This is a genomic window from Nocardia cyriacigeorgica (assembly GCF_010868145.1).
Classification (GTDB): Bacteria; Actinomycetota; Actinomycetes; order Mycobacteriales; family Mycobacteriaceae; genus Nocardia; species Nocardia cyriacigeorgica_D.
In genome coordinates this window covers 537,814-557,452 of record NZ_JAAGUY010000001.1, presented here as the reverse complement: position 1 = coordinate 557,452, position 19,639 = coordinate 537,814, and the positions used below count along the sequence as shown (strand labels likewise).

Genomic DNA, 19,639 nt, shown 5'->3' with positions numbered 1-19,639 from the left:
TACCCAGGACCGATGCTGCTGATCTGGGGTTCCGCCGACCCGGTCAGCGGCGCGCACGTGCTGCCCCGCCTGCGTGAACGCCTGCCCCACGCCCGACTCGTGGTACTCGACACCCCTCCCGCCACCGGGTATCGCCCCCAGATAGAGAACCCGTCCGCGGTCCTCGCAGCCTCGAGAACCTTCCTGCGCTGACCCTACCGGCGGGTGCCGCCACCGCGACGACCTCGCGGACACGGCCCTGGCACCACCGGCGCGATCCCCGGCACCGCTGGTCACGGGCGCTCTCGCCGTGATCGAACATTCCGCCGCGCGCTTGCCGGTGGGCGGGTAGACCCCAGGACCCGACGACCTCCACCCACCGCCGAGCGGCGTCCGCGGCCCGGTGACGTCCAGGAAGGAATGCCATGAGCAACGTCGCTCAGTCTCCTCAGAAACCGGAATCGATCACCCACCCATCGCAGGAGGCCCGGCGATGAAACGCTCGACTCGTGCCGGACTGTCGGCATCCTCGGTGATCGCGGTGCTGCTGACCGCGGGCTGCTCGTCGGTGTCGAACCCGATCGCACCTCGGCAACACTTCACCGCCGATTTCCTCAGCGTCGCCGGCGTCTTCGAAGGCAACCCGGTCACCGTGCTCGGCCTCGACGTCGGCCGCGTCGACAAGATCGTGCCCAAAGGACCCTACGTCGAGGTGCACATGAGCGTGGACCACGACGTCGAGATCCCCAAGAACGTGCAAGCCGCGATCATCTCACCGTCGATCGTGACCGACCGCCACATCGAGCTGACCCCCCGCTACACCGGCGGCGAAACCTTGGGCGAGGATGCGCACCTGACCGTGACGCAGACCCGCACTCCGGTCGAGCTGGACACGATGCTCAAAACGATCGACGCCTTCGCCGCAGCGCTCAAACCGCAAGAGGGACAAGAGGGTCTGGGTCCGTTGTCGGGCCGCGTGCTCTACCCCATGCTCAACGGCAACGGCGAGAAGATGCGCGAGACGCTCAACGCGCTCTCAGGGGCATTGAAACTCGGTCTCGACAACAAGGATGCCGTCTCCACGATCATTGTCAAACTCAACGACCTGACCACCATGCTCGCCGAAAACGACCAGTCCGTCCGCGATTTCAGCGACAAGATGACCCAGATGTCGGGACTGCTGGCCGAACAGGCACCCGGCCTGCAAGCCACTCTCGATCAGCTCAACGCGTTCCTGGCCAATACCTCCGGTGTGTTCTCGCAGCATTCCGACCAGCTCAACGCAACCTTGACAGGCTTGACCACGGTCACCAACCAGTTGCGCGCCAACGCTGCCGGGCTCATCGAAGTTGTCGACGTGGCACCGATGCTCCTGGACAGCATCGATCGCTCGGTGAACCGTGAAGGCCGATATCTGCGCAGCCATCTGGTGCTGGGAGCATCGCTGTCGGGGGAGATCGTCAGCCTGTTCTGCGAACGGATTCAGATGAAGTCCGACGGCTGCCGTACCGGCAGAATCGAGGACTTCGGACCGGACTTCGGACTGATGGCCGCCCTGCTGGGACTGACGAAATAACTTGCGCCCCTATCGGTCCGGTCACCACCGCGAGGTCGGCGAGAAGACCGTGGAGGTGCTCTCACTCACCGCGCAGCGTGCGAGCCGCCAGACACCGCTCGGATCCGCACCGCTGCGCCACACACCGTCGATGACAGCGCGCCGCCCCCTTACCACGGAGACAACCATGACCGCCGCGCCCCCTTCCCCGCTCGCCGGGCGAGCACCGCCCACCCGACCGGCGCGGTGCCGATCCCCGGAAACCGGCATTGCTACCGGGGTGGGACGTCATAGCCGCCGCGTCCCCCAGGTCGACGTGCGATGCCGCCTCGATCCGCGGAGGGCCGCGACCGACTCCACATCGCTCGCCTGCCTCCGCGGACCGCGGCGACATCGACGCCTTCGTCCAGGACTGCATCGTCGAACGCGTCCCCTTGGCCAGCGCCTTCCGCACCGACGCGGACTCATCGCCTCTAGTAGCGGCGAAACCGATTGATTCCCACATGATTTGGTGCCAGATTTCCTCGGCCACCACCACCGTCGGGATGTGGGCACCGCGCGCGCCCAGAACGAGGGCTGGTTGCCACCACCGTCGACAGCACTGCCGGGTGCTGTGCGTGGTCGGCTCCGCCGAGAGTGTGTGCCCAAGGCGAATTCGGCCCAGCGGGCCGAGGCTCGGACCCGGCTATCGTGCATTGGTGTGGCTCCCTTCTGGCTTGCCCCCACCGGTCACCGTGCAGGGAGTGGCTGAAGAGGGGCCTGCCCCGATGCTCCACCTAGCGGTGCCCTCCGGCACGGATACCACGATGTTCGTCAACTCGGAAGGGCGCGGCGATGACCGTCATCATCGGAATGGATCCACGCGAACGCTCGGCCGCCATCGAAGCCATCGATCCGAACAGCAAGATTCTGGCCGCCGGTAGATACAGCATCTCAGCTGGTCCAGTCGAGCATTGGCCGGTTCAGCCGAAGGCGACCCTTTCGCGTACCGGGACTACTCGGGTGAATGTGTCATCAATCGGTCGCATCAAGGACTTGCTGAACCGTGCGCATCGCGGCGAGCGAGGCGGGCGCGCCGCAATATCCTGTGGTCTGGATGATCGCCTCGACGATTTCGTCGCGGGTGAAGCCGTTGGTGAGCGCCCCGCGCACGTGTCCGGCCAGCTCTTCGTAGGCACGCAGTGCGGTCAGCATGCCGAGGTTGAGCAGACTTCGATCTCGGCGGCTGAGGCCGGGGCGGTTCCAGACGCCGTCCCACACGTGTTCGGTGATGTGCCGCTGTAACTCCTCGGATGCCGTGCCTGTTGTTCGGTCGATGGCTCGATCGACGAATTCGTCGCCCATCACCTGCCGTCGGGTTGCCATTCCGTTGGTATATGCGGACTTGTCGTTCATTCGGACTCCGGATTCACTCGGATCGATGGCCCGTTTCCAGGAACGATCGTGTGGGCGGCACGGGTTCTCGAGAAACCGTGGGCTGTCGAGCGTTCGGGTTTCGTCGTGATTGAACACCGCGGGCAAGATCTGCAGAATCGGTGTCAGTCCGGCAGGCAAGACCACGTCGTCGGCGCTGACGGCGGACCGGGAACGGCTTACGCACCCAGACCTATCGCGAACTCGGCCAGGACGCGGCCCGGCTCGCCAATGCCCTGCGTGTTCTGGGCATCGGTGTCGGTGACCGTATCGGCATGTTCATGTGGAACAACAACGAGGACATGGTCGCCTACGCAGCGGTACCGGCCATGGGCGCGGTACTGCACGTACTGAACATCCGGCTCTTCCCTGAGCAGCTGGTGTATGTGGCCAACCATGCGGAGGACCAGGTCGTCATCGTGGACGGCTCGCTGCTGCCCATGTTCGCGCAGTACCTGCCGAACCTGACGACGGTCCGCCACGTCATCGTCGCCAATGGCGATGCCGCCACGCTGGAGCCTCCCGAGGGCGTCACCGTGCACTCCTACCGGGAGCTGCTCGACGCCCAGTCCGACACCTACGACTCCCGGTGATCGACGAACGTTCCGCCGCCGGTATGTGCTATACCTCGGGCACCACCGGGGACCCCAAGGGTGTCGTCTACTCGCACCGCTCGAACTGGTTGCACGCCATGCAGGTGGTCTCGCCCAACGGCATGGGTTTCACCGCGACTGACACCGTGCTGGCCATCGTTCCGTTGTTCCATGCCAACGCCTGGGGCATCCCGTATGCCACGCTCCTGTCTGGCGCGAATGTCCTGATGCCCGACCGCTTCCTACAGCCGGCGCCTCTGCTGGAGATGATGGCCGAGGCGAAGCCGACGTTCGCCGCCGCCGTGCCGACCATCTGGGGCGGCGTACTGGCCGGCCTGAAGGCGCAGCCGCAGGACATCTCGCACCTGCGCACCTGCGTGGTCGGCGGCGCGGCCGTCCCACCGTCGATGATGCGGGCGTTCCAGGAGCGGCACGGCGTGACACTGCTGCACGCCTGGGGCATGACCGAGACCTCGCCGCTGGGTTCGGTGGCGCACGCACCCGCCCGCGCCGAGGGTGACGAGGCCTGGAGCTACCGCTGCACCCAGGGCCGATTCCCGGCTGGTGTGCAGGCGCGCCTGGTCGGTGATGACGGTTCGGTGCTGCCGAACGACGGAGAAGCTTTGGGCGAGTTGGAAGTTCGAGGCCCGTGGATCACCGGCGCCTACTACTCGCCGTCGGGCAGCGAGATCGATCCCGACAAGTTCCACGACGGCACCTCGAGCGCGGTCACCCTGAGCTGACATTCACTGGGCAGGTTCGAGGCCAACGGATCTGCCGCGAAGCGTGAGTCTCCCGGCTGTGGGCTGCCGGCAGGATTACCCGATCGCGGAGTATATCCGTGACGCCAAGATCGATTCGCCGTGCGGGGGCACCACCGCGATCCAGTCGCAGCAGTTCGTCTTCCGCAAGATCGCTCGCGATCAGGATGTCGCGCTGGCGCATATCGCCGGGAAGATCCATGAGGCAGTAGACCCGGTACCGATTCCGGTCGGCTCGCGGCCGACAACACGCGGGTGGGTGTGGCGCTCGACTATGTGTAGGCCATGGTGGGCGTCCTGACCTGGCATCTGCTCCCCTCTCGGGGAACGTCCTACCGACCGGCCCCGATGCGCAGACGCAAATCCAGGCCCCAAGCTATCGTGCGGGACCGCCTGGATGGCCTGCGTGCTCAGCTTCGGGAGTGGCTGGCGGGGAACGAGGTTCCGGGGAATCCCCAGATATACCCATGGCTCGAAGCGCGATCGGCTCGTGCCCGATGTCGTCGACCTGGTTCTTGGCTCCGGGTGCGTCCCGCAGAAGCGTCGGGCGCATCCTGGGACCAGTTCGACCACGCCGCGGAGCCAGCGACGTTCACCGTCTCCGCGACAGTTGCCAGGCTCAACAGAAGGGTCGTTTCCGACAGGGGTCCAGGATCGTGGACGGGACGGTTATGGCTGCGGTGTTCCCTCGTCGGCGTGACGTAAGGCGCTGATCACGTGGGAGACGAGTTGATCGACGAACGAGGGATCGACGGGTTCGCGAGCGAGTAGATGCCGGAAATGGATCGGCGATACCAGCAGTTCCATGGCGAGGTGCGGGTCGATACCCGAGGGCAGCTCGCCGCGAGCGATGGCTCGCTCGATCAGCAGCTTGTTCGTGTGATATCTGGAATCCCAGAAGGCTTTGCGGGCTTGGCTGATCTCGTCGGAGTCGATGACGAAGGCCAACGAGCGGGCGAGGCCGTCGCCGAGTGGAGTCTCGAGGTAGCCGATCAGCGCGGTCGCGAGCGCGGTGAGATCACCGCGGAGCGTGCCGGTGTCGGGCAATCCGAACGTCTGCTCGCTGAAGGTGAGCATCACGTCCAGGATCAGGTTTTCGCGGGTTCCCCAGCGTCGGTAGATCGAGCTGTCCTGCACACCGGCGCGGCGGCTGATGTCGGGGATGCCGACCTTGTCGACCCCGTGTTCGATGACGGCGTCGAGCACGGCGCGGTGGACGGCTTCCTTGACCCGGGTCGCACGTCCTCCCGGCCGGCGTTGTGGCGCGGCGTTCAGGGGTTCGCTCATGGATCCATTTAAAACAGATCCTGTTGCAATTAGCTAATCGACTGCATGCCTGCCTGCGCTGGGCTGATCTGTCTGCACAGCGCAGGCAGGTGTCGGGTCTTATTCGAGAACATCGAGGTGGTCACGGTGGACGGAACCGGCTTCACCGAGCGCCGTGTCAGGAGCAAGCCCGGCGGAGGCGGAATGCGGTCACTGCGCGGCGGTGTCTTCGACGGTCGAGGTCGGGACGAGCAGTGTGTTGGCTCGGTGCTGTCCGAAATGCAGTGTGGTGGTCGCGTCGGGTGTATCCGCTGCTCGGTCGTGGATATCGGTGTGTAGGCACAGCGAGGCTTGCAAGGGGTGCTCGCCCGGCCGGGCGAGGTCGCCACCGGCGACGGTCAGGCCGAGGCGATGGCCGACGGGCAGACGTATCCCGGTCGGCCAGATCTCGACATCGATCTCGTAGATCCGTCCGGGTTCCACCGGTAGTCGGTGCTGGTGGGGGTGCCAGGGCCGCCAGGGCAGGCTGCGCTGGGGGTCGAGTTCGCGATGCGAGAGGCGCAGCCATCCGTTGGACAGCGGTTGCAGGGAAGCGGTGGATCCGATGACGGTGACCTCGCTGCCGTCAGGCCTGAAGGCGCGCAATGTCAGGAACAGGTCGGCATCTGCGGCAGTGGTCGAGACGTGGAGCCGGGCGGCGAGTGGGCCGATGAGATCGATGGTGGACTCGAGGGGTTCGGTGGTGAAGGTGACACCGGCGGAATCGATGTCGACGGTGGCCTCGGTTGTCGTGTCCGCAGGGGTGCGGGACAGGCAGTGGTCGGCATTCAGGTGCAGCTGGGACCAGGCGGTGGCTTCGGGGGGCCATTGCCGGGCGGTGCGCCGGTGCAGACCGCCGTCAGGATCGACCAGGCTCATCCGGACGCGGGGTTCGGCGGTGAACCCGTTGTCGTGTCCCTTGAGGTAGTGGTCGAAGAACATCTGTTGCAAGGCAACACTTTCAGGCAGGTAGAACCATTCCTCGTGCCGTCCGGGGTGGACTTCGAGCCATTTGTCGGTCGAGCCGGCGCGGGTGAAACCTTCGAAGTTGCCGCGATTGTGCAGGCCTTGGCCGAACCAGTTGGCCGCCGACAGGATGGGTGCCTGGATGTTAGCCGGGTCGGGAGTGCGGGCACGGTGCCACGAGTCGTCGAGAGCGTGCTCACGCAGGTGCGGCAACGGGTCGGTGCGGTTGGCCGCGAGCTGCGTTTCGGTGAGGGTGGGGGTTCCGGTGGCGGGGGCGCCGGTCCAGGGGTTGAGTGGACCGTTGTCACCGAGGCCGTGTTGGTTCGACAGGACCTGCAGTGGGTACCAGAGCTCGTAGAAGACATTGGACAGGATGCCGCCGTGGCGGGTCATATCGCGGTAATTGTCGAGTGCGCCTTCCCACGGGCAGATCGCGGCCAGGTGCGGTGGCTGTAGGGCAGCGACCCGCCATTGGTTGATCGCGTAGTAGGAGATGCCGCACAGCCCGACCTTGCCGGTCGACCACGGTTGCACACCGGCCCATTCGATCGCTTCGTAGTAGTCTCGGGTTTCCTGATCGGACAAGATCTCCAAGTGTCCCGGTGAGGCGCCGCTGCCGCGCGAGTCCACCCGCACGACCGCGTATCCGGCGGCGGTCCACAGCTGCGGGTCGACTGTTTCGTAAGTCATGTAGTCACACGGTGAGTGCTCGAGGATTTCCGGGTGTTCCTCGATCAACTGGTTCCATCGGTAGGCGTAGGGCTCGTCCTGGAACCGACGTCCTTTGCCGTAGGGGCCCATGGTCATGATCACCGGAACGGGATCGTGGTCTACGGGCAGATACACATCTGCCCGCAGGCTCACCCCGTCGGCCATCGGCACCTCGAGATCGAACCCGATCCGCATACCGTCTCTGTACTCGAACATCGCACCCCTTCGTGCCCACGTCGGTGGCCTTTCCACCGTGACGCATCTGCTACTGCTTTGCCACGGTAAGAGCCCGTTCGGTCTAAAGCAATAGATTCTGCAATAATGTCGGTGGTGGGTCGTCGCGCACGGGTCCGGCAGGTGCGCTACCGGGTGCCGGTTATCGAGCGCGTGGTCGATTCTGGATGGTGCGTTGACGGGCGTTGGGGGGCGGCGTCGAGATCTACTGAGGCTGAACAGATCTCGCTCTGCTGGTCGGTCGGGACGTTCCGTGCCGCCGAATTCGCATTGCTCGAGTAGGGGTGTGGTGTTGGTGGCGTAGTCGGGTCACGTTCTGTGTATGTGGCTTCCGTAAGGCCCGCAGGCTCGGCCGGTCACCCCCGGCTCGGCTCGGTGCGGCGAAGAGTTGTCGGTCTCGCAATCCGGCCACCGTGCGCCAGCACGGTCGGGCACGCGGCCTCCACTCTGGGGTCGGTGTCCGGCGCGTCGGCTGAGCCTTTGCGGAACCCTGTGCGCGTCGTGGTCGTAACGCAACTTCTCCGGGAACGGCCTGAGCGACCTTCTCCAGGGCTGGAAGCGCCGCGACAGGTTCCCCGCTGAACGCGAACGCCCGGTCGAATTCGACCCAGCGGGCTACTGCTCGGCACTCGGATCGGCTGTCGTATGTCGGTCATCGGACTCGTCGACAACTCTCACCCTGCCTGGACGCATCAACCCGAAACGGATACACCAAACCGAGCAACGGATTGAGCCGTGCCGAAATCACCGAGGGGCTGGCATCGCAACCGCCTTCCACCTTGCACCCGAATGACGGAATCGCACTGGGTGCAAGGTGGAATTGTCATGAGGTCAGCGGGGTGGGTTGATCCCCGCGTACCAGTCGAGCAGGTCGGGATCGTCGACGGCGCTGCGTTCGACCACCTGCGTGGGATCGGCCCCTTGGAAGAGTCTTTTGAGGGGAACTTCGAGCTTCTTGCCGGTGCGGGTGTGGGGAATGCCCGGTGCCGCACGGATTTCGTCGGGAACGTGTCGAGCGGAGACCTCGGAACGGATCACGCGCGTGATCCGCTCGCGCAGGTCGTCGGTGAGGTCGGCGCCGGAGGCCAGTACCACGAACAGCGGCATCCAGTAGCCCCCATCGGGTAGCTCGACGCCGATGACCAGAGCCTCGGTGATCTCGGGCAGTCGTTCGACAGCCTGATAGATGTCGGCGCTGCCCATCCGGACGCCGTGCCGGTTGAGCGTGGAGTCGGAGCGTCCGTGCACCACGAAGCTGCCATGTTCGGTGCGGGTGATCCAATCGCCGTGCCGCCACACGCCGGGGAAAGTGCCGAAATAGGCTTCGTGATAACGCTTTCCGTCCAGGTCCCGCCAGAACCGCAGCGGCATGGACGGCATCGGCGCGGTGACGACCAGCTCACCGACCTCGGCCCGCACCGGGTTGCCCCGGTCGTCGAACGCGTCGACGGCCACGCCGAGATATGGTGCCGACAGCTCACCTGCCCACACCGGGACCGTCGGCGAACCGCCGAAGAACGCCGACACCACATCGGTGCCGCCGCAGGTCGAATTCACCCGGACGTGTCCACCCACATTCTCCTGCAGCCATATCGCGCTCGTCACCGGCAACGTCGAGCCTGTGACGCCGACGCTGCGCAGCGACGACAGGTCGTGCTCGCGCGCGGGCTCCGCCCCGGCCTTCATACAGCCGAGGACATAGCCGGGACTGGTACCCAGTGTCGTCACCGCGGACCGGGCGGCGATGCGCCACAGCGCATCCGGTCCACCAGCGATGGGGCTGCCGTCGTAGGTGAGGACTGTCGCGCCCGTCAGCAAGCTCGCGACCTGGAGGTTCCACATCATCCAGCTCGGGCTGGTGAACCAGAAGAAGATGTCGTCCGGTCCGACATCGGCGTGCAGCGCTATGGTTTTGAGGTGTTCGAGCAGCACCCCGCCGTGCCCGTGCACGATGCCCTTCGGCAGTCCGGTGGTGCCGGAGGAGAACACGATCCACAGCGGATGCTCGAACGGCACCGGTGTGGTGACCAGCTCGGCATCGCTTGCCACGGCCGCCGCCCAGGGCAGCCCGCCGGTCACGTCCAAACCCAGCTGGGGGACCACGATCGTGGCGACGAGGCCGGGCAAACCTTGGCGCAGCTCGGCGATCTCGGCGCGTTTGTCGAGGTCTCGGCCGCCGTAGCGATAGCCATCGGCGGTCACCAGAATCTTCGGCTCGAGCTGGCCGAGCCGGTCCAGCGCCGCCTTCGCCGAGTAGTCCTGTCCGCACACGCTCCACACCGCCCCGATACTCGCGGTGGCCAGGAACGCGACGATTGCCTCGGGAATGTTCGGCAGATAGCCGACGACGCGGTCACCAGGGCCGACACCGAGCTCGCGCAGGGTCGCTGCGCAGGCGCCCACCTGCCCGAGCAGATCGGCCCATGAGATCGCCCGGGGCTCGCGGTCCTCGTGTACCGCCAGGATCGCCGGACGGTCGCTTCGGCCCTGGCTGACCAGGCGGTCGACGTAGTTCAGCCGGGTTCCCGGAAACCACTCGGCACCCGGCATCTCCCGGCTGCCGAGTGTCGCACCGGCGACGTCACCGAGGTCGAAGTAGTCCCACAGGGCCCGCCAGAATTCCGCGGGCGAGTCCACCGACCACTGCCACAATTCACGGTAGGCCGGGTAGTCGATCCCGGTCCGGTCGGTGACGAAGCGCGCGAAGTCGGTGATCCGCGCGGTCGCGATGTCGGATTCAGTAGGTTCCCACAGTGGTCGACTCGAGGCGGGCACGTGGGTGCCCAGGTCGGTGGTCATTCGGTCGCTCCTTCGCGTCGTCATTTGGTCAGTCCGAGCAGTGCGGCGGTGAGCCCGTAGTCGGGGCCGAAGTCCTGCATGTTCCCGGTGCGGCAGCCATCGGACTTCATCTGGATCCGCTCACAGAACACGCTGACGATCTCGCCCGAGAGGCCGGTGCCGATCAGGGCGTGCATCCGGGCGAAGCGGCGTTCCTTGTCGATCACGCCGTCGATGTTCTGCATCAGCAGCGGCACGATGTCGACGATCTCGACCATCGCGCCGGAGTTGGCGCGCAGCTGGTTGGTGACGTTGGTCAGACCGGTCAGCGGGGTCGACAGCTCGTCGGCGTGTTGACCGAACATCGTGGAGGTGTGGGCCAGGAATGCGTTGAGCTGGTCGAGGGTGTCGCCGCCGGTGTAGGGCGGGGTGATCTCGATGTGGCGGTCGGTCACGATCGAGGGGGAGATGATCGCGGCGATCGCTTCCTTGGGGATTTTCACCCCGCCGTCGATGGTCATGTGGACCTCGACGTAGGTGCCCTTGGGGACGATCTTGTCGACCTTGCCGACGGCCAGTCCGAGGACCATGACGTCACTGCCCTCGTACACGCCTGGCGAACGAGGAGAATTCTGTTGTCGGTGTTTTCTCTTGGGAGTGGGAAATGGATACATTGCGGCTGCACCTCGGCTCCTGTCATCGTCGGTGTCGACCCGATGCGCAACAAACACCTCCGGTCGTGCAATGTCTGTCCGGCCCGACTTGTTCTCGAGCGGTGCCGACAGTTGGCGATCGGGCCGAATCAGCGACGAATCGCAATAGTGTGGAATTTCTCGAGCTACCGAAATCGCTCGGTGAAATCGGGAAGTGTGAGTCGAGCAGAGTCCCCATGCCCTGGTACCAGGATGTGCGCTTCTTGTCGCGTGAGCATCCGTGCGCTGGCGAGTGTGCCGATGCTGTTGTGATTGAACACGGACGGAAGTAGCTGTGGTCCAGTAAATTTCGACAGCGGATGACCCGTCACCAGCGCATCTCCGGAAAAGAGAACCCCTTCAGACGGCATCAAGTAGGCGGTGTGTCCATCGGTGTGACCTGGGGTGTGGATCGGGATCAACCCACCCGGCAGTTCGGACAGCAGTGACGGCGCTGCCGCGACTGCTGTCGGGACGGCCGTATGCATGTGGCCGCGAACTGCGCGCAAGGTTTGCGGTACCCATCGCAGTCCACCAGGCGTCAGCAGCGTCCGTAGCATTTGGACGGGGGTGATCTGCTGCAGGTATACACGTTTGGCGTGCCGAACTTCTTCTCTTCCTGTGTAGACCGGCATTCCGATCGTATCCACGAGCGTCGGGATCGCGCCGATGTGATCGAGATGCGCGTGCGTAAGCACGACCGCGGCGACGTCGACCAATTCGTGGCCGATCTGGCGAACCGAATCCAGGACCTGGGGCGTGTCGGCAGGATAGCCCGCGTCAACGATCGTGACGCCCGCACCGCTGCTGACCAACGCCCAATTGACATTCGTGCCGGCGACGACGTACACCGAGTCGGAAACTTGATCAATCTTCACAGGTCTTCTCATGTCCTTATCGTGAGATAATTCGGCGTAGGTGCTGCCGCTGCTGATTCGCGTCTACGGTGCGGGTGATTCGACTAGCGCAGACGGACTGTTTGTTCGGCTATCCCAAGGGGTTCGCAGTTTCGGCATGGCCGACTGTGGCGCACAACGCGCTAAATTTGCTGAGCATCGACACGTCGAGCTGTGATTTCGAGTGCGCGTCGAATCACAAGCGGTGGTGGTTCGCTCACGCGACCACCATCTCTCGCGCCCTTTCTACGTGCGGGAACAGGTGTAGTGGTTGCCGGCAGGTCGGCGCAGGCGAAGGTTGTGCGAGGTGCCGACGTCGTCGCTGCACGCTCAGTTGACCGTGCAGCGGTAATGGGGCTGACTAGCGACTCTTCGCCAGCACTGACCGCTATGTCATGGTGGGCCTTCCCTCTTGCGCAGTCCAAGAAAGGCAGAATAATCTGCTTCAGTGAGCTTAGTTACGGTCGAGGAACAAACGCAAGCTCTTCTGCCTTACGCTTGATGGGTGACTGCAGAAGAGGAAGCGGCGCGGCAACGCCGACCTGGCGGGCGCTCTGCGCGAGTACGGGAGGCGGTCCACCAGGCGGTGCTGGACGCGATCGTCGAGCACGGCGTCGACGGTGTGGGCATCCCCGACGTCAGTCGTCGTGCGGGGGTCCGCGACAGTTCGATCTACCGGCGGTGGGGGAGTCGAGAGAACCTGCTCCTCGAGGTGCTGCTCGAGTACAGCAGTCGCACGATGCCGCTTCCTGACACTGGGACGTTGCGCGGCGACCTGGCTGTCTTCGCCGCCGGCCTGATGGCCTACCTGGACACACCTCTTGGGGCAGGATTGACCCGGGCGCTCTCCTACGTCACCGACACCGAAGAGATGGCCGTGGCTCGGGATGCATTCTGGGACAGTCGATACATCGCGGTTCAGCCACTGTTCGAACGGGCTGTCGCGCGGGGTGAAATCCCGCCGAGTGTTGATGTCCGATTCGCACTCGAATTGCTCATCGGGCCCATACATTTCCGTGCGGCGCTTACCCGCCAGCCAGTCGACGGCGGTCTAGCCGATCGCGTTGCTTCTCATGTTGCGCAGGCGTTGACGGCCGACTGGGGGGACGAGCTCGGCGGGCAACAGCACGGCTCCGACCGCTGAATGCTCGCCGCTCCGTGCGCAAGCGCGTCAAGTGAGAAGCGATCGCGAAAAGTGTCGCTTCGCCCGCGACTACGTTCGGTCCGGCCTGCACATCGGTGGTCCGCGGCGGACAGATTGCCGTCAGCGTCGGGAAGTGTCTGCAGAGGTGATGGCGGGGTCCGTGCACAGCGGTGGCGTGTAGTGGTCGGCAGCGTGTGCCGGCGGCGGTGATGCTGGCTGTCGGTCGTCGGCGCTTTGCGGGGCGAAGACTTCGCGGGCAGCCTCGATCGCGATGTTGCGATCGAGGCCGCCGCATTGGGCCCGGACCAACAGGAGGCGACCTTCTCGTGTGTCGGGACTGGCCGGGTGAATGTGTCAGCAATCGGTCGCGTCGAATACTTGCTGAACCGTGCGCATCGCGGCGAGCGAGGCGGGCGCGCCGCAGTATCCTGCGGTCTGGATGATCGCCTCGACAATTTCGTCGCGGGTGAAGCCGTTGGTGAGCGCCCCGCGGACGTGTCCGGCCAGCTCTTCGTAGGCACGCAGTGCGGTCAGCATGCCGAGGTTGAGCAGACTTCGATCTCGGCGGCTGAGGCCGGGGCGGTTCCAGACGCCGTCCCACACGTGTTCGGTGATGTGCCGCTGTAACTCCTCGGATGCCGTGCCTGTTGTTCGGTCGATGGCTCGATCGACGAATTCGTCGCCCATCACCTGCCGTCGGGTTGCCATTCCGTTGGTATATGCGGACTTGTCGTTCATTCGGACTCCGGATTCACTCGGATCGATGGCCCGTTTCCGGGGGCGATCGTGTGGGCGGCACGGGTTCTCGAGAAGTTGTGCGCAGGCCAGTGTTCGGACTTCGTCGTGATCGAATACCGCGGGCAAGATCCGCGGCCCGGAACGCCGGCTCAGCGGGCGCCCGGCCAGTGCGTCGCCGGATAACCGGACTCCCTCGTCCACCAAACACCCAACTGACATTCGTTTCCGGCAACATCGACCGGGCCGAACACTCGGTCGATTTCATGCCTGGCCATCGATGAGGTGCTCGATCACCCCCACGCCGTCGATCTCCAGGCGCAGCCTCTCTCCCGGGGCGAGCCAGCGACCCAACTCCATCCCGGATCCGCCGGGCAACGTACCTGTCGAGAACAGCTCACCGGGAAAGAGCTGTTCGCCCTGCGAACAGTGCGCGATCGCTTCGCCCAGTGAGTACCGCATGCCCTTGGTTCCGGTTTCCGAGATGACCTTGCCGTCGATCGTGACGGTCGCAGTCAGGCGATCGAGATCGTGGGCGACGTTCGGCCCGGTGATTGCGGTCGACGACATGGAGGTGGCGAAGTGCTTGGCCCGCTGCGGTCCGAAACCTGATCGCATTTCCGCCAGCTGTACGTCTCTGGCGGAGAAATCGTTGATGACGACGACGGCCCCGATGGCCGCCGAGGCTTCTTCGGCCGAGGCGTCTCGCAACGGCCTCGCCAACACCACACCGAGCTCGAGTTCGAAGTCGAGCGCCTTGGTGTATGCCGGTGCGCACACCGGCACACCGGACGGGACGATCGTGAGGGCGTTGGACATGTAATAGATCGGCTGGCGGTACCATAACGAGTGCGGCCGAAACAGCGGGAAAGTCCCGCCGGTCACTCGTTCGAAGGTGCGTGCGACCGGATAGACCGCGGGCATGAATCGTCGGGCGAGTCCGCGGGCGGCATCGATCGCGTGCTTCTCGAAAACCATGAAGTCACGAAAGGACGCGGGGCACACCGGAAGCACCCCCGCACCCTCGGGCAAGTCCGCGTACCGTTCCAGTTCGAAATCCGGCTGGAATGGCGACTGCCAAGCGAGCTGCTCAGTCGCCTGCCAACCCGCACCGGTGTCGGTCTGCGCATCGATACTGTGGCCGGCGCGGTTGAGTAGCCGCCGAATTGCGGCCTGGGTCATGAGCGCACTGCCCAGTTCTCGACAGCCGTGAGCAGGTGGCTGCGCAGGAAGTCCTGTGACAATCGCATCCACTGTTCACCATGCCCCATGGCGCAGTGGTCGTCGCCGGCGTAGAGCACGAGCTGGCCGTAGGGTGCTCCGATGGCGATGTCGATCGAGTCCTGGGTGCTGACGAGGGTGTCCTCGGCCCCGTTGATCACCAACAGTGGGATGGGGATTCGCGGGTAATAGTCGGCGATCGACATCGCGGCGAGTTTCTTCATCAGGTTGGCCATATTCGTTGCGCCGGTGGCGTTTCGGAGTGTCGATACCATGATCTCGGGCACCCCGATGGATGCGAGCGGTTTGAAGGTTCGGTTCGTGGGCGCCCCGTTCGCGACAGCGACCTGCAGCCGTGGGTCGACCGCCGCCATGCGGGTGGCCCAGTGGGCGCCGAAGCTGAGGCCCATCATCCCGATGCGTTCGCCGTCCACGCGGGGATCGCTGACCAGGAAGTCGATGACTTTCGTGAAGACGCGCTCGGCATCGGGCGAGAGCGGTTCGCGGTAGGAGTAGGTGCCCGGCATCTCCATGATGAACATTGCCAAGCCTTCGGATCGGTACTTCAGCATCGGAAGGAGCACCTCGGCCAGTGTGCCCTCGACGCCGTTGGTCACGAGTTCGACCGGCGGATTCTTCGCTCCGCTCGGAATCATGAAGTAGCCGCGAACCCGGTCGTCGTCGCCGAAGGGAATCTCGACCCGCTCGATGGTCACATCCATCGCAGGTGCCAGCGCGGTCAGGAGGATCTCGCCGAGCACGTGGGAGCGTTCGTATGCGCGGAGTCGGAGTGGGCTCCAGCCCGGCCATGCCGCGACGAACTCGTAGACCATCGCTTTGATCAAGCTGTCGAGCGCGATCGCCGCGTTGGCGTGGGCGGGATGCTCCTCGCAGAAGCGGTCGACGGCGTTCGGGTCGGCGACGGCCCCGCGTTCGGACAGGATCGCGGCTGCTGGGGCGAGCAGTTCGCCCAATGCGCGGACATCGACCGCGCCGCCGTCGAGCAGTTCGCTCGTGCGGGGACCTCCCAGTGCACCGAGCGCGGGGTCCGCGGCCGCTAGGTGCCGGTCCGCGAAAGCCTCCCAGTAGCGGGTCCAGCGAAGGTCTTCGAACGATCGGCAACCTTCCAGCTGTTCGCGGAACTCTTCGTCCGAAATGCCTCCGAGGTGCGTGAACCGGTCGGCGAACAGTCGTGGCAGAAACGGCACCGGGCCGAACCTGTGGGTCGCCCTCTCGGTCGTGTGGGTGAGGGCGCAAGCGGTCACAATCGCTCGCTGAATCAGGTCGGACACGGTCATTGTGGATCCTCCGGAACGTCGATGTCACAGAACATCTGCTTTTGTCCGATGCTAAGGCCGACGCGCCTCAAACGCAATGCTTTCTGCATTAGTCCGCCGGATGCGAACGATACTGGGGCGACCGGACGAGGAGCTGCAAATGCCCCGACAGCTGGCCGCAGGCTGTCGGGCCGGTCCATCCCTGATGCGGTGGTCAGGGCGGTGGTGGGAGTCGTCCGGGACGATCAGATGGGAAGGTGAGGACGGCCTGGAACCACCGCCGATGAACTGGTCGCCGTCGACCTCTGGCTCCAAGACCCCGACATCGTCCGATGGCTCGGCGCGTACACCACCGGAGTGGACCTCGCTGACATGACCACGCACCCCGACGACCTTAGAAAGATGCTGATTCATGAGAACTGTCGAGGACGGAGCCTTCGTGAAAGATGTTGGTGCTAGGTGGCATTGGGCAATATTGAGCATGCTCCAGAGAACTGGAACGCTCGCCAGGTGGTCGCAGGTTGAAATCCTGTCAAGCCTGAAGAGGCAAGTCTCAGATATGGATCCGGGGTGTTGTCGACCAACATGCTGAACTCGAGCGCTCCTGGTCGCCACCCGGCCGAAGCTGCGGCGGTGCTCGGGTTGCTCGTCGCGGCGGGCGTGGATGCAGTATGAGGCGTGGGGATCGACATCTGTTGTCGCGGGGTTCGGCTCCAGCGGCCTGGTCGCGAGGTTGGTGAGGAGATCCGGCAATGCTCGAGCCGCGGCGGGCGTCAGGTTGGACAGATTCGTCGGGACGATGATTTCGAGCTCTGCCGTTCCGTGCTGGCGTCTCGGCGGGTGATGTGCGTCGGTGGAGAGTTCTGGGGCAGGTCTGGTTTCTGCATGGGTCCACCTTCAGACGTGGTGGTCTAGTCAGGGCTCCTGCGGTGGACGCGATCGGTTGATGCCCTCTGAGGCTGAAGGATGCATGATCCGCAAAGGTCGTCGTTTTCTCAAGGATCTCTCAGCTGGACCCGTCCTGAACCCCCACAGGCTCCTGCCTGCGGTTTTGCGACTTACATGACTCGGCTGCGCCATCGACCCACATCTATATGTGCAGGTCAGAAGGATGATACGTTGAAAAGCATTGTGTCCGGAGGGGGACTTGAACCCCCACGCCCGTTAAAGGGCACTAGCACCTCAAGCTAGCGCGTCTGCCATTCCGCCACCCGGACCGGTGTGCCCAGCAAGATTATCGGATGGGGTGCTGATGCACCAAATCGCGCCCTGACCTGTAGTTCTGTGGGTGTGTTACGGGGCGGTTCCGATTCGTATGGAGCACCTACTTGTAGGTTCAAGTTTGCTTCTCGTCGCCCCGCGCCAGATCGACCGAAGCGCGCACCCTCCACCATGTTCTAGTTCAGCCGTGGCTGTCGGGCTGGAGTCGGATGATGCTCTGGCAGGTGATCTGCCCGTCGGAGGATATAGATGTCGACCGGCATGAGCGCGGTCCACTCCGTGCCCTCCGTGGACGTAGTCCAGCACGGTTGGCCGTCGGAGGTCATCGCAACGGCGGCGATTCCGGTCGACACTGCTGCGGCGCTCACGCCGCCACATGGGCTCAGCACTGCGCCGGCGACGACGCTTATGGTGGACCAGACGCCGCCGTCGTCCTTGTGGGCGACACGCAATTGCCCCTCGATGTCGACGGCGAGCGCGACCAACCGGGTGCCGGCCCGGACAAGGGCGGTCGTGGCGAAGCTGCTCACCAATACCGACAGGCCCACTGCCTGCGCGTCCCCGATCGCCGGGTTGACGCGATCGATCGGGAACGAGTACAGCCAGCCCTCTTCGCAGACCGCGATGACGTCGATGCGTTGCGCGGTGGCGGCTATGGCGGGCCTCGCGGTCGCCACCATCATCGGCAGGGCCGGTAAGGCCGAAACCAAGGCGTCAGCGTCGGTTTCGTCGATCTCTGACCCGGTTCACCGGACGCCGACGTCGTGGGCGTGGTGGTTGGTGCCGTGATCGCTGGATTGGGCGTCGAACCATCGGTGCAAAGCGGCGATCAGGGCGGGGTCGGTCGAGGTGTAGTGCAGGGTTGCACCGGTGGGAAGTTCCTCATAGCGGACCGTGAGGCGGCTCGCACCGGCTCGGAGCTCGGCGAGACCGGGCATCTGGTCCCCGTGAATCGTTGCGGGATCGGTGAAATCGCCTGCGGTGAACTTGGTGGCCTCGGCGCTGAGGTGGTCACGGATCAGGCGGGTCTGTGTGGTGTCGGCGGGATCATTCGCGGTGACGGCTTGGCGTCCGCCGTCGGGAGTAGGCGCGAAGGAGTGGGTCGTCTTGGCCAGATCGAACGGCATGACTGCGGCGCCGCGCTCGGCGACCTCGGCCCGCCGTTCGGTCCCGTCCATCGGGGCGGTCTCTCGCGCTGATACCCACCACAGGCCGGCGGCGGCGGCGAGCAATGCGACGAGGGCCACCACCACGGTGCGGGTACGGCGGGACATGCTGTCAGTGATCATCTGCTGCCTCTATCAGGATCGAAAGTGATTGCATCACGGCGTCTCGCTGCGCCGCCGGAATGCGGTCGAGGAAGGTCTCCATCCGCGCGCGCCGGGCGGCCGCGATATTCGCGGCCATGTCTTCGCCGGTGTCGGTGAGCCGCAGGAGGACCATGCGGCCGTCGGCTGCGCTACCCCGGACCCGCTCCACCCACCCGCGGCGTTCCATCAGGCCGACCATGCGGCTGACCGTGCCCTTGCTCAGTCGCAGGATCATGCCGAGCTCGGACTGGTTGATCGGCTGGCGCATGGCCAGTTCGGTCAGCGCGTACGCCTGGGAGACCGGGACGGTCTGCCCACAGGGCGTCGTGTCGGGCTGGTGCAACCCGAAGGCTCGCACGAAGCCGACGACGCTGTTCTGCAGGCGGTCTACCTCTAGGCGCGGGGGCGGCTCACTCGACATAGTTTGATGTTAGAACCAATTGGTTTGACGGCGCAACTATATGTGCTCGGCTCACGATCTCCGGCAGCGCTACATAGACGGAAGCGTCGGTGGGTCGCGAGGTAGGCAAGGGCGGTGCCGGGTCGTCGAACGCAGTGGTATTCGGCCAGCGGATCGGCGGACATGGTCCGCAGACGTGCACGTCCGGTCGGTGTACGCGCAAGCGAACCCTAACCACATCGAAACTTGCGTTATCCTTCGGTAGAAGTGCCTTCTGACAGGCCTGGACTGCGGTGTTGAACAGCCCCGCTTCGTAATCCGCGGTATGGGCGGATCGAATCCTTTCCCTCCCGGTCGTTCCTGACGTTCGGACGTTTCGTCACTCTCCAAAGATCGACCGCTGCGCCGCGCCTTGTCTCAATGCAGCCCTATCGCGACACACCGCACA

The 19,639-nt window shown here is 64.8% G+C and carries 15 protein-coding genes, 1 tRNA gene and 1 pseudogene; 4 read left to right on the top strand and 13 right to left on the bottom strand.

Annotated elements, in window-relative coordinates; all coding sequences use genetic code 11:
- Positions 1 to 12 precede the first annotated feature (12 nt).
- Both GV792_RS02430 and GV792_RS02425 read left to right on the top strand, forming a co-directional pair.
- Positions 13 to 192 (top strand): alpha/beta fold hydrolase, encoded by a 180-nt coding sequence (locus GV792_RS02430; RefSeq protein WP_163821918.1) that lies wholly within the window; start codon positions 13 to 15, stop codon positions 190 to 192.
- Between the two features lie 280 nt (positions 193 to 472).
- Complete coding sequence (locus tag GV792_RS02425; protein WP_163821917.1) at positions 473 to 1,555, top strand: MCE family protein; 1,083 nt, start codon at positions 473 to 475, stop codon at positions 1,553 to 1,555.
- Positions 1,556 to 2,548: 993 nt separating this feature from the next.
- Here GV792_RS02425 and GV792_RS02420 read toward each other — a convergent pair.
- Positions 2,549 to 2,929 carry a carboxymuconolactone decarboxylase family protein gene (locus tag GV792_RS02420; protein WP_163821916.1) on the bottom strand — a complete coding sequence of 127 codons (381 nt, stop codon included), beginning with the start codon at positions 2,927 to 2,929 and terminating at the stop codon, positions 2,549 to 2,551.
- Positions 2,930 to 3,114: 185 nt separating this feature from the next.
- Between GV792_RS02420 and GV792_RS02415 the strand changes: the two are divergent.
- Positions 3,115 to 4,256, top strand: a pseudogene (locus GV792_RS02415) (AMP-binding protein); the annotation flags it as partial.
- A gap of 714 nt (positions 4,257 to 4,970) precedes the next feature.
- Here the strand turns inward: GV792_RS02415 and GV792_RS02410 are convergent.
- The 5 genes from GV792_RS02410 to GV792_RS02390 all read right to left on the bottom strand — a co-directional run bounded on the left by GV792_RS02410 (position 4,971) and on the right by GV792_RS02390 (position 11,877).
- On the bottom strand, positions 4,971 to 5,588 hold the full coding sequence (locus GV792_RS02410; protein ID WP_163821915.1) for a TetR/AcrR family transcriptional regulator: 618 nt from the start codon (positions 5,586 to 5,588) through the stop codon (positions 4,971 to 4,973).
- A 189-nt stretch (positions 5,589 to 5,777) separates the two neighbouring features.
- Positions 5,778 to 7,499, bottom strand: a complete 1,722-nt coding sequence (locus GV792_RS02405; protein WP_256667954.1) for a CocE/NonD family hydrolase — start codon at positions 7,497 to 7,499, stop codon at positions 5,778 to 5,780.
- Positions 7,500 to 8,348: 849 nt separating this feature from the next.
- Positions 8,349 to 10,316 carry an acetoacetate--CoA ligase gene (locus tag GV792_RS02400; RefSeq protein WP_163821914.1) on the bottom strand — a complete coding sequence of 656 codons (1,968 nt, stop codon included), beginning with the start codon at positions 10,314 to 10,316 and terminating at the stop codon, positions 8,349 to 8,351.
- Positions 10,317 to 10,336: 20 nt separating this feature from the next.
- Positions 10,337 to 10,969, bottom strand: a complete 633-nt coding sequence (locus GV792_RS02395) for an MlaD family protein (RefSeq protein ID WP_163821913.1) — start codon at positions 10,967 to 10,969, stop codon at positions 10,337 to 10,339.
- A 164-nt stretch (positions 10,970 to 11,133) separates the two neighbouring features.
- On the bottom strand, positions 11,134 to 11,877 hold the full coding sequence (locus tag GV792_RS02390; RefSeq protein WP_175583854.1) for an MBL fold metallo-hydrolase: 744 nt from the start codon (positions 11,875 to 11,877) through the stop codon (positions 11,134 to 11,136).
- A gap of 592 nt (positions 11,878 to 12,469) precedes the next feature.
- Here GV792_RS02390 and GV792_RS02385 point away from each other — a divergent pair.
- A complete protein-coding gene (locus GV792_RS02385) occupies positions 12,470 to 13,027 on the top strand; it encodes a TetR/AcrR family transcriptional regulator (RefSeq protein WP_309139065.1) in 558 nt (185 codons plus the stop codon).
- Between the two features lie 354 nt (positions 13,028 to 13,381).
- On the opposite strand, the gene GV792_RS02380 is transcribed toward GV792_RS02385, so the two are convergent.
- The 7 genes from GV792_RS02380 to GV792_RS02350 all read right to left on the bottom strand — a co-directional run bounded on the left by GV792_RS02380 (position 13,382) and on the right by GV792_RS02350 (position 19,212).
- Positions 13,382 to 13,765, bottom strand: coding sequence for a carboxymuconolactone decarboxylase family protein (locus GV792_RS02380; protein WP_163821911.1), 384 nt, complete (start codon positions 13,763 to 13,765; stop codon positions 13,382 to 13,384).
- Between the two features lie 261 nt (positions 13,766 to 14,026).
- On the bottom strand, positions 14,027 to 14,944 hold the full coding sequence (locus GV792_RS02375) for a fumarylacetoacetate hydrolase family protein (RefSeq protein WP_163821910.1): 918 nt from the start codon (positions 14,942 to 14,944) through the stop codon (positions 14,027 to 14,029).
- A complete protein-coding gene (locus tag GV792_RS02370) occupies positions 14,941 to 16,281 on the bottom strand; it encodes an alpha/beta hydrolase family protein (protein ID WP_175583853.1) in 1,341 nt (446 codons plus the stop codon). Before GV792_RS02370 ends, GV792_RS02375 begins: the two co-directional genes overlap by 4 nt.
- A gap of 1,111 nt (positions 16,282 to 17,392) precedes the next feature.
- Positions 17,393 to 17,477 (bottom strand) — tRNA-Leu (locus GV792_RS02365).
- Positions 17,478 to 17,657: 180 nt separating this feature from the next.
- Positions 17,658 to 18,191 carry a hypothetical protein gene (locus GV792_RS02360; RefSeq protein ID WP_163821909.1) on the bottom strand — a complete coding sequence of 178 codons (534 nt, stop codon included), beginning with the start codon at positions 18,189 to 18,191 and terminating at the stop codon, positions 17,658 to 17,660.
- 36 nt (positions 18,192 to 18,227) lie between these two features.
- Positions 18,228 to 18,770, bottom strand: coding sequence for an aspartate carbamoyltransferase (locus tag GV792_RS02355; protein ID WP_163821908.1), 543 nt, complete (start codon positions 18,768 to 18,770; stop codon positions 18,228 to 18,230).
- The gene (locus GV792_RS02350; protein WP_163821907.1) at positions 18,760 to 19,212 is read right to left on the bottom strand and encodes a MarR family winged helix-turn-helix transcriptional regulator; all 453 of its coding nucleotides are present in this window, start codon (positions 19,210 to 19,212) and stop codon (positions 18,760 to 18,762) included. Before GV792_RS02350 ends, GV792_RS02355 begins: the two co-directional genes overlap by 11 nt.
- Positions 19,213 to 19,639: the final 427 nt, after the last annotated feature.